The organism is Knoellia koreensis, from assembly GCF_013041615.1.
GTDB lineage: Bacteria > Actinomycetota > Actinomycetes > Actinomycetales > Dermatophilaceae > Pedococcus > Pedococcus koreensis.
The window spans coordinates 163020-174837 of the sequence record NZ_JABEPQ010000002.1; the positions used below are offsets into that span (position 1 = coordinate 163020).

The 11818-nt window shown below is 69.2% G+C and carries 10 protein-coding genes; 6 read left to right on the plus strand and 4 right to left on the minus strand.

Going from position 1 to position 11818, the window contains the following annotated elements:
• Window positions 1-50 precede the first annotated feature (50 nt).
• Together HJG52_RS09155 and HJG52_RS09160 are read left to right on the plus strand one after the other, a co-directional pair.
• Window positions 51-1292, plus strand: coding sequence for a kynureninase (locus HJG52_RS09155; RefSeq protein ID WP_171243309.1), 1242 nt, complete (start codon window positions 51-53; stop codon window positions 1290-1292).
• A 19-nt stretch (window positions 1293-1311) separates the two neighbouring features.
• Window positions 1312-1923: an isochorismatase family protein gene (locus tag HJG52_RS09160; RefSeq protein ID WP_171243310.1), complete on the plus strand. Its 612-nt coding sequence runs from the start codon at window positions 1312-1314 to the stop codon at window positions 1921-1923.
• Between the two features lie 21 nt (window positions 1924-1944).
• Here HJG52_RS09160 and HJG52_RS09165 read toward each other — a convergent pair whose 3' ends face one another.
• Window positions 1945-3852, minus strand: a complete 1908-nt coding sequence (locus HJG52_RS09165; protein ID WP_171243311.1) for a bifunctional metallophosphatase/5'-nucleotidase — start codon at window positions 3850-3852, stop codon at window positions 1945-1947.
• A gap of 145 nt (window positions 3853-3997) precedes the next feature.
• The gene (locus HJG52_RS09170) at window positions 3998-5266 is read right to left on the minus strand and encodes a homogentisate 1,2-dioxygenase (protein WP_171243312.1); all 1269 of its coding nucleotides are present in this window, start codon (window positions 5264-5266) and stop codon (window positions 3998-4000) included.
• Window positions 5267-5339: 73 nt separating this feature from the next.
• Here HJG52_RS09170 and HJG52_RS09175 point away from each other — a divergent pair, with 73 nt between their 5' ends.
• Window positions 5340-6200, plus strand: a complete 861-nt coding sequence (locus HJG52_RS09175; protein ID WP_171243313.1) for a hypothetical protein — start codon at window positions 5340-5342, stop codon at window positions 6198-6200.
• Window positions 6197-7456 (plus strand): fumarylacetoacetase, encoded by a 1260-nt coding sequence (gene fahA / locus HJG52_RS09180; RefSeq protein ID WP_171243314.1) that lies wholly within the window; start codon window positions 6197-6199, stop codon window positions 7454-7456. Before HJG52_RS09175 ends, fahA begins: the two co-directional genes overlap by 4 nt.
• Window positions 7457-7465: 9 nt before the next feature.
• Here fahA and HJG52_RS09185 read toward each other — a convergent pair whose 3' ends face one another.
• Window positions 7466-8365: an RDD family protein gene (locus tag HJG52_RS09185; protein WP_171244076.1), complete on the minus strand. Its 900-nt coding sequence runs from the start codon at window positions 8363-8365 to the stop codon at window positions 7466-7468.
• Between the two features lie 67 nt (window positions 8366-8432).
• Between HJG52_RS09185 and HJG52_RS09190 the strand changes: the two genes are divergently transcribed.
• Window positions 8433-9902, plus strand: coding sequence for an amino acid permease (locus tag HJG52_RS09190; protein ID WP_171243315.1), 1470 nt, complete (start codon window positions 8433-8435; stop codon window positions 9900-9902).
• Window positions 9903-10015: 113 nt separating this feature from the next.
• Here the strand turns inward: HJG52_RS09190 and hppD are convergent, their stop codons facing one another.
• Entirely contained in the window at window positions 10016-11233 is a 1218-nt protein-coding gene (hppD, locus tag HJG52_RS09195) for a 4-hydroxyphenylpyruvate dioxygenase (protein WP_171243316.1), read from the minus strand.
• Between the two features lie 109 nt (window positions 11234-11342).
• Between hppD and HJG52_RS09200 the strand changes: the two genes are divergently transcribed.
• On the plus strand, window positions 11343-11816 hold the full coding sequence (locus HJG52_RS09200) for an Lrp/AsnC family transcriptional regulator (RefSeq protein ID WP_171243317.1): 474 nt from the start codon (window positions 11343-11345) through the stop codon (window positions 11814-11816).
• The last annotated feature ends 2 nt before the right edge of the window (window positions 11817-11818 follow it).

The following is an 11818-nucleotide window of genomic DNA, read 5'->3' on the forward strand; positions in this document are numbered from 1 at the left end:
GGAATCCTCGGCGTGTTTACCTCGAATCGCGCGGCAATAGGATCCACAGCATGACCGACTTCGCCGCCGAGGCCGCCGAGCTCGACGCCGCCGACCCGCTGGCCGCCTACCGCGACCGGTTCCTCGCCCCCGAGAGCAGCGACCTCGTCGCCTACTTCGACGGCAACTCGCTGGGCCGACCCGTCGCTGACGTCCCGGAGCGGATGGCCGAGTTCGTCGACGGGCCGTGGGGTGACCGGCTCATCCGGTCGTGGGACGAGCAGTGGCTCGACCTGCCGCTGGAGCTCGGGGACCGACTCGGCCGCGTCTGCCTCGGTGCGGCACCCGGCCAGACCTTCGTCGGTGACTCGACGACGGTCCTGCTCTACAAGCTGTGCCGAGCGGCCGTCGACCACCAAGCCCACCAGGGGCGCACCGAGGTCGTCCTCGACACCGACAACTTCCCCACCGACCGCTACATCCTCGAGGGCATCGCCGCCGAGCGCGGCCTCACCCTGCGCTGGATCGAGACAGACCAGCGCACGGGCGTCACCGTCGACCAGGTCCGTGAGGCTGTCGGTCCGCAGACCGCGCTCGCCGTGTTCAGCCACGTCGCCTACCGCTCAGGCTTCATCGCCGACGCCCCGGCCATCACCGAGGCCGTCCACGACGCCGGCGGCCTCGTGCTCTGGGACCTGTGCCACACCGGCGGCTCAGTCCCGGCGCATCTCGACGACTGGGGCGCCGACCTCGCCGTCGGCTGCTCGTACAAGTACCTGAACGGCGGCCCGGGATCGCCCGCGTGGGCGTACGTCGCGAGCCGGCACCACGGCATACTGCGCCAGCCCATCCAGGGGTGGCTCGGACGCAAGGACGCGTTCACGATGGGCCCGGGCTACGAGCCGGCCGACGGCATCCGCGCCTTCGTCTCGGGCACTCCACCGATCCTCGCGATGGTGCCGCTCCAGGCCAGCCTCGACCTCGTCGAGGAGGCAGGCATCGACGCCATCCGCGACAAGTCAGTCAAGCTCACCGACTTCGTCATCCGCTACGTCGACGAGGAGCTCTCCGACCTCGGCGTCGAGGTCGTCAGCCCGCGCGATCCGAACCTTCGCGGCGGCCATGTCACGTTGCGGCGCAACGGTTTTCGCGCAGTCAACCAAGCCCTCTGGGACGAGGGTGTCATCCCCGACTACCGCGAGCCGGACGGCATCCGCATCGGGCTGTCACCGCTCTCCACGAGCTTCGCCGAGGTGGTCGACGGACTCGACGCGCTGCGCGACGCGATCGAACGGCTCGACGCCTTCCAGTGAGCCGCCGTAGCGTGGAGCCATGATCACCGCACCCCGGGCACTGGTCATCGTCGACGTGCAGAACGACTTCTGCGAGGGCGGCTCGCTCGCCGTCGCGGGCGGCGCCGAGGTCGCGCGCCGCATCAGCGCGCACGTGGAGGAGAACACGCGAGGGTATGCCGCGATCGTCGCCACCGCGGACTGGCACGAGGACCCCGGCGAGCACTGGTCCGACCACCCCGACTTCAAGGGCACCTGGCCGGTGCACTGCAAGGTCGGCACCGACGGGGCGCTCTTCCACCCCGGAGCCGAGCCTGCGTTCGAGCGGGTCGAGGCGATCTTCCGCAAAGGCCTGCACGAGGCCGCCTACAGCGGGTTCGAGGGCTTCACGGTTGAGGGCGACCGGCGCATCCCCCTCGCCGACTGGCTGCGCGAACGCGCCATCGAGGAGGTCGACGTCGTCGGCATCGCCACCGACCACTGCGTGCGGGCCACTGCCCTCGACGCCGCCGAGGAGGGCTTCGCCACCACCGTGCTGCTCGACCTCACGGCCGGGGTCGCCCCCGACACCACCGCCGCAGCCCTCGACGAGCTGGCTCGCGCCGGGGTCACTCTCGACGGCCGCGTCGCGGACGGTGACGCCCCGTCCTGACCACGCGGCATACCACCGTCGTCAGTGGCGCCCGCCCTCGGCGGCACCCTCGATGACGACCGGCTGCCCGTTGGAGACGAGCTTCCAGTCGTAGGTCGTGAACGTCGTCGGGTCGATGACACCCTGCTCGGTCACCCAGTCGATGAGCAGCTGCCGAATCTCGATCTGCGCGTTCCACAGCACCGGAGCCGTCTTGACGCCGGGGAAGTTGCCGCCGCCGCTCTGCCGGTAGTTGTTGATGGCGATCACGAACTGCCCGGCCGGGTCGATCGGCTTGCCGTCGTAGGTGAGGTTGGTGATGCGCTGGCCAGCCGGCTTGGCGATGTCGATGTCGTAGGCGAGCGATGCGTCGAGGCCACCCATGACGTCGTAGTTGTAGTCCGGTGTGCCGTTCGGGGCCGTTGCCGTGGGTGCGTTCGTCACCTGGTCCGGGTTGTACGGCCCCGTGCCCGTGACCTGCTGGAAGTACGTGGCGGAGAACTCGAGATAGTCCTTGACCTGCTGGCCGGTGAACCGGATGCCGAGCAGGGTGTTGTCGTAGATGTAGAGGCCGGCCACGTCGCGCACGGTGACGTTGCCTGCGGGGATCGCCGCGTCGCGGTTGAACGGCGCCGCGATCGACAGCACCGGCAGCGACTCGTCGGCGGTTCCCACGAGGGCGTCCTTGACTGCCTGCGCCTGCACGTGGTTGATGAAGTCGAGTGCCGCCGTGTCCTCGAACCGAGCGGTCGCCGCCGACATGGCCATGGTGCAGGTGCCGATCACCGAGTTGACGTAGGTGCGGACCACCGCGTGGTCCTGCGCGACGAGCCCGGCGACCTCCTTGTCCTCAGCGACGGTGTTGGCGTTCAGCAGCGTCGAGCGGCTGGTCGCCAGGTGCCAGCGGCCCTTGCGCTGCTCCAGCTCGAACTCCATGACCGTCAGGCGCATGCCCCACTTGAGGGGCTCGCTCAGCAGGACCTGCTTGCCCGGCGTCACCTTGCTCGCCACGAACCGCTGCGGGATCTCCACGTGCGCGTGCCCCACGAGCACCGCGTCGACGTCGGCGACCTCCTCGGCCAGCTGGGTGGACGCGTTCTCGGGGAACGGCAGCGCGTCACCGTACGACGAACCGGGCGTGGCACCTGAGTGGCACGACACGATGACCAGGTCGCACCCGGCCGCCTTGAGCCGCGGCACCATGACCTTGGCCTGCTCGACGATGCCGGGGAACTTCACCTGGCCCTCGACGTTGGCCTTGTCCCAGATGGCCACACCGGGGGTCACCAGCCCGAGGATGCCGACCTTGACGTCGCGGCCGCCGCGGGCCTTGAACGACTTGATGACGTAGGGCTTGAAGATCGGCGCGCCGGTGTTCCAGTCGACCGAGTTGGCCGACAGCAGCGGGAAGTCGCACTGCGACTCGAAGGCCCGCAACGTGTCGAGGCCGTAGTTGTACTCGTGGTTGCCGAGCGCTGCCGCGTCGTAGCCGATGGCGTTCATGGCCTTGGCCATCGGGTGCACCGAGTCGCCTGTGATCGGATCGATCTTGGCGTAGTAGTAGGCAAGCGGGGTGCCCTGGATGGTGTCGCCCGCGTCGAGCAGCAGGGTCGGACCGCCCTTGGCCTCGGCGCGGACACCCTTGACCAGGGTCGCGATCTTGGCCAGGCCGATGTCGTTGTGCGCCGAGTCGTCGTACTCGGTGTCCTTGAAGTAGTCCCAGTTGAGGGTGTTCCCGTGGGTGTCGGTCGTGCCCATCACCGTGAGCCGGAATGGCCCGGGGCCGTGGGCCGGGGCGCCCGCGCCCTCCGGCGCGGCCTCGGCGGTTCCGGGGTGGGCCAGGAACGCAAGACCGGCGCCGCCCACGACGGCCATGCCCAGCATCTCGCGACGCGACCGCTCGACCTCGCTCAGCTTGGCGACGGCAGCGGTGGCACGGGGGCGGGACATGGCAACCTCCAGGGGTTTTTCAGGCGCGAGTCGCAGCCTCGTCCACGATGACGAGGGCGAACAACCAGCCTAACCACCCGACCGGGCCCCCGGGTAGGGGGTCGCGGGCACCTGTGGAGGAGCAGCCCCCGGGTGGCGCCCGGCCTCAGCCGATGGAGGAGTCCGACCCGTCCGCCGCGCCCGACCCCTTCAGCCAGCTCGCGGCATACTTGCCGTCGTCGACCGCCCGGCCGCCCTCGCCGAGCTCCAACGGGCGGAAGGTGTCGACCATGACGGCGAGCTCGTCGAAGTACTGGACCCCGATCGACGCCTCCGACGCCCCCGGCTGCGGCCCGTGGGCGTGGCCGCCGGGGTGCACCGAGATCGAGCCCTTGCCGATGCCGGAGCCCTTGCGTGCCTCGTAGTCGCCGTCGACGTAGAACATGATCTCGTCGCTGTCGACGTTGGAGTGGTAGTACGGCACCGGGATCGACAGCGGGTGGTAGTCGACCTTGCGCGGCACGAAGTTGCAGATGACGAAGTTCCAGCCCTCGAAGACCTGGTGCACCGGCGGCGGTTGGTGCACCCGCCCGGTGATCGGCTCGAAGTCGCGCACGTTGAACGCGTAGGGGTACAGGCAGCCGTCCCAGCCGACGACGTCGAGCGGGTGGAAGGGCAGCTCGTGGATGGTGCCGACGATGCCCGACGGCCCGTTGCCGCGGTGCTTGATGTAGACCTCGCTCGCGTCGGTGGCCTTGGCGCCCACGTCCTCCGCGAGGAGGGGCCCGGTCGGCGGCCGCAGGTCGCGCTCGCAGTAGGGGGCGTGCTCGAGCAGCTGGCCGTACTTCGACAGGTACCGCTTCGGCGGCGCGATGTGGCTGTTGCCCTCGATGCAGTAGGCGCGCAGGGGGTCCTTGGAGGACCGCTTGGGGATCCATCGGTGGGTCGTCGCGCGCGGGATGACGAGGTAGTCACCCTCGGCGACGTCGAAGGCACCGAAGACCGTCTCGACGCGCGCCTTCCCGCGCTCGACGTAGACGACTTCGTCGCCAATTCCGTTGCGGTACCACGGACTTGGCGCGCCGGCGACGACGTAGGAGATGCGCACGTCGCCGTTGCCGAGGACGAGCCGGCGCCCGGTCACGACGTCGGTGTTCTTGACGTCCTTGGCGTCGAAGAGGTCGTGCAGCTTGAGGTGCCGCGGCTTCAGCGGGTGGTTCGGGGTGGTCGAGAGGTCCCCGATGGTCCACTCGCGGGCGCCGGCGATGGTCGACGGGATGTTCCGGTGGTAGAGCAGCGAGGAGTCCGAGGAGAAGCCCTCCTCCCCCATCAGCTCCTCGTAGTAGAGCTCGCCGGTCTTGCCGCGTCCGGCCGGTCGCCGGTGCTGCGTGTGCCGCTTGGGCGGGATGCTGCCCATCGCCTGGTAGTGCGCCATCACTCGCTCTCTCTCGTCGCCGGAGGATCCTGCCCCGAGCATGGCACGTCGGGGCGCTAGTAACGTCGGCGGCATGACGTCCAGGCCACCCCTTGCCGACCGTCCCGCCGAGCCCGCACTCTTCGCGCGCCTCATCGACGACGCGGCCGTCTTCCCACCCGGGAACGCGCCGTTGTGGGAAGCGCTCACCGCGCATCGGGAGCACCGCCAGGCCTGGTATGCCGCGTGCGTGGGCCCGTTGCTCGTGCCGGCTTCGGGCGTGGCTGAGCTGGTGCACCTCACCGATGACGGTGGCGAGCCGGTCCAGGTGTCGGTGGTCGGCCGGCCAGAGGTCGGGGCCGAGGAGGTTCGTGGTGCGGCGGCCACCCTGCGCGAGACGCCGGGCGTCATCGTCGTGGGCGTGGAGCTGGGCTGGTTCGAGGGCTGGCGCGACCTGTCGTGGGACCGCGACCCGCTCTCGTTGGAGGTGCCACGCGGCGACGCCCAGGCGGATGCCATCGCGGACATCGCTGGCGACGCCAACGACACCGTCGCCGTGCAGGCCAAGTTCCGCACCGGAGCGACGCCGACGTGGCCGTGGCCGGACGAACGCGAGCTTGCCACCTTCTTCCGCACGAGCATCGACCACGACCTGGGCTTCAAGCTGACCGGTGGACTCCACCACGCGGTGCGTGGCAGCTACGACGGCGAGGAGCAGCACGGCATACTCAACGTGCTCGTAGCGGTGCGGTGGGCACTCAACGGCGAGGACGTCGACGAGCTGGTTCCCCTTCTGGCAGAACGTGATCCGGAGGTGCTGGTCGCACACGTCACCCGCATGAGCGCTGCTGACGCCTCGATCGTCCGAGCCTTCTTCACCGCCTACGGCTGCTGTGGCGTGACCGATCCCATCAACGAGCTGGCCGCGCTCGGCCTGCTGGAAGGACCCGCATGACGACCTGGGTGGATGTGCCCGCCGACTCCGAGTTCGGACTGTCCAACCTGCCGTACGGCGTCTTCTCGCGCGCGGGTCATGCTCCGCGCGTGGGAGTGCGCATCGGCGACCACGTGCTCGACGTGAGCGAGGTGACCCGCATCGGGCGTGACGAGGTGGGCGTCGGGGACGGCCCCGACCTGACCGCCGCGTGGGAGCAGCCGAGTCTGAACGCGTTCCTGCAGCTGGGTCGCCCGGCATGGACGACGGCGCGCGAGTGGCTCACCGAGGTGCTGTCGAACCCGGTGCACGAGAAGCGAACTCGCCCCCACCTCGTGCCCTTGGCGGACGTGGCGATGCACCTGCCGATCGAGGTCGCCGACTATGTCGACTTCTATGCCAGTGAGCACCACGCCAGCAACATCGGCCGCATCTTCCGACCGGACTCCGAGCCCCTGACGCCGAACTGGAAGCATCTGCCGATCGGCTACCACGGGCGGTCGGGCACGGTCGTCGTGTCGGGCACCGACGTGGTGCGTCCGAGCGGCCAGCGCAAGGCACCGAGCGAGGCTGAGCCGACGTTCGGACCGAGCGTCAAGCTCGACATCGAGGCCGAGCTCGGGTTCGTCGTCGGCGGCTCGTCGCAGATCGGGGCGCCCGTCTCGGTGCGCCAGGCAGCCGATGAGCACCTATTCGGTGTTGTTCTGCTCAACGACTGGAGCGCCCGCGACATCCAGGCTTGGGAGTACGTGCCACTCGGGCCGTTCCTCGGCAAGTCATTCGCCACGTCGATCTCACCGTGGGTCGTGACGACGGATGCCCTTGCGGCAGCGCGGGTTTCGCTTCCCGGGCAGGATCCCGAGCCACTCCCCTACTTGCGCGGGGGCGCCGGGTCCGCTGACGGCGACGACCCGGCATACGGGCTCGACATCCACTATGAGGTGGTCTGGAACGGCACCGTGGTGTCGCGGCCTGAGTACCGCGACATGTACTGGTCACCCGCGCAGATGCTCGCGCACCTCACGGTCAACGGGGCATCGATCCGCAGCGGCGACCTGTTCGGGTCGGGCACCATCTCCGGCGCCGACCCGGCCACGCGCGGCAGCTTCCTGGAGCTCACGTGGAACGGCACCGAGCCGCTCACGCTCGACGATGGCAGCTCCCGCACGTTCATCGAGGACGGCGACACCCTGGTCCTGCGCGCCTGGGCACCCGGTGCCGACGGTGAGCGCATCGGGCTCGGCGAGGTGACTGGGACGGTGGCTCCCGCCCGGTGAGGGCGCAGGTCAGTCGCGGCGCTGCTTGCCGACGACCACCACGGTGCCGCCTGCCTTGTCGTGCAACGCCTGTCGCTGCTGGTCCCAGGACGGCCACAGCAGGTCGAGCACGCGGCCGATGAAGCCCAAGAAGCCAAGCAGCGGCAACGCCTGGAGCACGAAGAGGGCCACGGCCGCACCGACTCGCCGCAGCACGGCACCGCTCGACGGCACCCCCGGACGCTCCAGCTCACGCACGCTGATGTTGCAGACGGCCTTGCCGGGTGTCTGACCGCTCCGCTTGAGGAAGCACCACTGGTAGAGGAAGAAGACCGCGATCCCGATGATGCTGTAGACCATCAGCGCGCCCGCATCCACGCGCTGGATGAGGCTCTGGATGTCGGGTTGGGTGCCGGTCTCCACCTGGTTCGCCATGTCAATGGCACCGCGCATGTAGTCGGCCATCGCCGTCCACAGGAAGTAGCCCCCGAAGACGAGCCCGAGGACGAACTGCAGGATCCAGTCGATGATGAAGGCGCCGACCCGCTGGCCGTAGCTCGCGAGCGGCTGCCCGTCCGGCGTCGCGGGTGCACCCCACTGCTGGCCGAACTGCGAGCCGCCGTACTGCGGGGCCTGCTGCCACTGCTGTTGCGGCTGGCCGGGCTGCTGCCCCCACTGCTGTTGGGGCGGCGTGGGGGTGTTCCACGTGTTGGGGGTCGGCGTGCCGGGGAACTGCGGGTTCGCCTGCGGGCTCGCACCGTGCTGCGTCGACTGCGCCCCATGGCCCGGCTGGTTCGCGTCGGCGACCGGCTGCGCGCGGCGCGTCGTGCGCGGCTGCTTGTGTGCGGTCCACACCACCCCGTCGAAGTACCGCAGCTGCTCGGCGTCCTCGGGGTCGTCGTACCAGCCCGGGCTGGTGGGCGTCTCCATGGGCCAAGCCTCTCACGCACTGGCTCTGCCGAGCGTCACGGGTCGCCCGCTCGTAGGGTGATTTGCCATGAGCAGCAACGACTCCGTCCTGCGGACCAAACCCGTCGAGGACGTCCTCGCCCAGCAGGGTGATGCCGGCAGTGAGGGCGATGGCCGCCACCTCAGCCGCCGTCTCGGAGCCAAGGACCTCATGGGCTTCGGCATCGGGATCGTCATCGGCACCGGCATCTTCACCCTCACCGGCATCGAGGCCAAGGGCCACGCAGGCCCCGGAGTGGTGCTGTCGTTCGCCATCGCCGGTGTCGTCAGCCTGCTCGCGGCACTCTGCTATGCCGAGCTCGCCTCGGCCGTGCCGACGGCCGGCAGCGCCTACACCTATGCCTACGCCACGATCGGTGAGATCTTCGCCTGGATCATCGGCTGGGACCTCATCCTCGAGTTCGCGCTCGGAGCGGCGGTGGTCGCGCGTGGCTGGTCGGGCTACCTCCAGGAGCTGTTCGACCTGCCGAAGACGCTCTTCGGCGAGGCAGCGCCGGTCAATGTCGGCGCGGTCGCCATCGTGCTCGTCCTCGGCATCGTCGCCGTCATCGGCATCCGCGAGAGCGCCCGCGTGACGAACACCCTGGTCGTCATCAAGGTCGCCATCTGCGCGTTCGTCATCGTCCTCGGCGCTACCTTCGTCAAGTCCGCCAACCTCACGCCGTTCATCCCGCCGTCCCAGCCCGCCAAATCCGAGTCAGGGCTCAGCCAACCCCTCAGCCAGGCGCTGTTCGGCATCGAACCGTCCGCGTTCGGCATGGCCGGCGTCCTCACCGCCGCGGCCGTGGTGTTCTTCTCCTACACCGGTTTCGAGGCGGTCGCGAACCTCGGCGAGGAGACCCGCAAGCCCAGCCGCGACCTGCCGCTCGGCCTGCTCGGCACCCTCGGCATCTGCACCGTGCTGTACGTCGGCGTCTCGCTCGTCCTCACTGGCATGGTCGACTACCGCCAGATCAACGTGGGCGCACCGATCGCGAGCGCGTTCGAGTCGGTCGGCGCGCACTGGGCCGCCAACCTCATCTCGGTCGCCGCCGTCGCAGGACTGACCTCGGTGATCCTCGTCGACATCGTCGCCATGGGCCGCATCGGCTTCTCCATGGGCCGCGACCGGCTGCTCCCGCCGGCGGTCGCGAAGGTCCACCCGAAGTGGGGCACGCCGTACCGGATCACCACCGGCACAGCGCTTTTCGTCATGGTGCTGGCCGCCCTGGTGCCCCTCGACGAGCTCGCCAACCTGGTCAGCATAGGCACGCTCTTCGCCTTCGTCGTGGTCTCGATCGCGGTGCCGATCCTGCGCCGCACCAAGCCGGACATGAAGCGCCCCTTCCGCGTGCCGCTCTCCCCCGTCATCCCGATCCTGTCGGCCCTGGCGTGCCTCTACCTCATGACGAACCTGTCGCTCGAGACGTGGTGGCGCTTCGCCGTCTGGATGCTGCTGGGGTTCCTCGTCTACTTCGTCTACGGTCGCCGCAACGCGCGGCTCGCCCGCCAGGGCTGACCGCAACCACACGCACAAGGCGGGTATGCCGCGTGGTCACCCACGCGGCATACGCCTCTGCTTGTCGTTCAGGTGGCGCGAAAAGCCTTGCGACCCTGTGGTTTTCGGAAAACTCAGAGGTTTCCGCGCGCGTCCTGCTCGCGCTCGATCGCCTCGAACAGGGCCTTGAAGTTGCCCTTGCCGAAGCCGAGCGACCCGTGCCGCTCGATGATCTCGAAGAACACCGTGGGACGGTCGCCGAGCGGCTTGGTGAAGATCTGGAGCAGGTAGCCGTCCTCGTCGCGGTCCACGAGGATCTTGCGCGACTGGAGCTCCTCGATCGGCACGCGCACCTCGCCGATGCGGGCGCGCAGCTCGGGGTCCTCGTAGTAGGAGTCCGGGGTGTCGAGGAACTCGATTCCGTTGGCGCGCAGCTCGTCCACGGTCCGCAGGATGTCGCCCGTGGCGAGCGCAAGGTGCTGGGCGCCCGGGCCGTTGTAGAACTCGAGGTACTCGTCGATCTGCGACTTCTTCTTGGCGATGGCCGGCTCGTTGAGCGGGAACTTCACGCGGTGGTTGCCGTTGGCGACGACCTTGGACATGAGCGCGGAGTAGTCGGTGGCGATGTCGTCGCCGATGAACTCGGCCATGTTCACGAAGCCCATGACGCGGTTGTAGAACGCGACCCACTCGTCCATCTTGCCGAGCTCGACGTTGCCGACGATGTGGTCGAGCGCCTGGAAGAGACGCTTCGGTGCACCCTCGCGCTTCTCGTAGGTGGAGGACTTGGCGACGTACCCGGGAAGGTACGGGCCGGCATACGTCTGGCCGTCGACGACCCGCTGGACCAAGGTGTGCACGGTCTCGCCGTAGGTGCCGATCGAGGCCATGCGGACGGTGCCGAACTCGTCAGTGAGGTTCTCGGGCTCGCGGACCACGCGCGCGCCGGCGGCCTTGGCCTGGGCGACGCACTTGTCGACGTCCGGCACCTCGAGCGAGATGTCGACGACGCCGTCGCCATGCTTCGCGTGGTGCTCGATGAGCGGGCTGTCGGGGCTCACGGCGCCGTTGAGGACGAACCGGATCGAGCCCGACTTCAGGACGAATGACTTGTGGTCGCGCTGGCCGTTCTCCGGGCCGGAGTAGGCGACGAGCTCCATGCCCCACGCCGACTGGTAGTAGTGCGCGGCCTGCGTGGCGTTGCCGACGACGAAGACGATCGCGTCCCACCCGGTCACGGGGAACGGGTCCTTGGTCTCGTCGTACTCCACGAGGCCGACGAGCTGCTTGAGCTGCTCGATGTCGAGGTCGGCCTCGCGCTCCTGCGGGGTCAGGTCCAGGGTGTCGGTCATGGTGCGCAGCGTGCCGGGTGGGCGTGTGGGTGTGCAACAGTATGCCGCCGCGCTGCACAGACTGTGCACAATGGTCGCCTAGAGTGCCGCTTGAGTGGACAATATGCCCATGCCTGTGCACGACACCCTCGACGACCTGGACCGCCGGATCCTCGCGCTGTTCACCGAGCAGCCGCAGATCGGGGTGCTCGGCGCCTCGCGCGAGCTGGCCGTGGCGCGCGGCACCGTGCAGGCGCGGCTCGACCGGCTCGTGTCGCGCGGGGTGATCCGGTCGTGGGCGCCGCAGCTCGACCCGGCCGCGATGGGCTACCCGGTGTCGGCCTTCTGCACCCTCGAGATCCGCCAGGGACGTGGGCACACGCCGGTCGTCGAGCACCTCTCGGCCATCCCCGAGGTGCTCGAGGCGCACACCATCACCGGCTCGGGCGACCTGTTCGTCCACGTCGTCGCCCGCGACAACGCCGACCTCCAGCGCGTCATCGACGCTGTCGTCGACGACACCCACGTGGTGCGCGCCAGCACCGCGATCTCGCTGGCCACCCGCATCCCGTTGCGCACCCTCCCTCTCGTCACCGCAACCTGAGC

What these genes read in the sequence shown, in the direction of transcription:
- fahA (WP_171243314.1), top strand. Translation starts at nt 6,197, where the DNA reads ATGACGACCTGGGTGGATGTGCCCGCCGACTCCGAGTTCGGACTGTCC.
- hppD (WP_171243316.1), bottom strand. Translation starts at nt 11,233, where the DNA reads ATGACCGACACCCTGGACCTGACCCCGCAGGAGCGCGAGGCCGACCTC.
- HJG52_RS09185 (WP_171244076.1), bottom strand. Translation starts at nt 8,365, where the DNA reads ATGGAGACGCCCACCAGCCCGGGCTGGTACGACGACCCCGAGGACGCC.
- HJG52_RS09200 (WP_171243317.1), top strand. Translation starts at nt 11,343, where the DNA reads ATGCCTGTGCACGACACCCTCGACGACCTGGACCGCCGGATCCTCGCG.
- HJG52_RS09165 (WP_171243311.1), bottom strand. Translation starts at nt 3,852, where the DNA reads ATGTCCCGCCCCCGTGCCACCGCTGCCGTCGCCAAGCTGAGCGAGGTC.
- HJG52_RS09190 (WP_171243315.1), top strand. Translation starts at nt 8,433, where the DNA reads ATGAGCAGCAACGACTCCGTCCTGCGGACCAAACCCGTCGAGGACGTC.
- HJG52_RS09155 (WP_171243309.1), top strand. Translation starts at nt 51, where the DNA reads ATGACCGACTTCGCCGCCGAGGCCGCCGAGCTCGACGCCGCCGACCCG.
- HJG52_RS09160 (WP_171243310.1), top strand. Translation starts at nt 1,312, where the DNA reads ATGATCACCGCACCCCGGGCACTGGTCATCGTCGACGTGCAGAACGAC.
- HJG52_RS09170 (WP_171243312.1), bottom strand. Translation starts at nt 5,266, where the DNA reads ATGGCGCACTACCAGGCGATGGGCAGCATCCCGCCCAAGCGGCACACG.
- HJG52_RS09175 (WP_171243313.1), top strand. Translation starts at nt 5,340, where the DNA reads ATGACGTCCAGGCCACCCCTTGCCGACCGTCCCGCCGAGCCCGCACTC.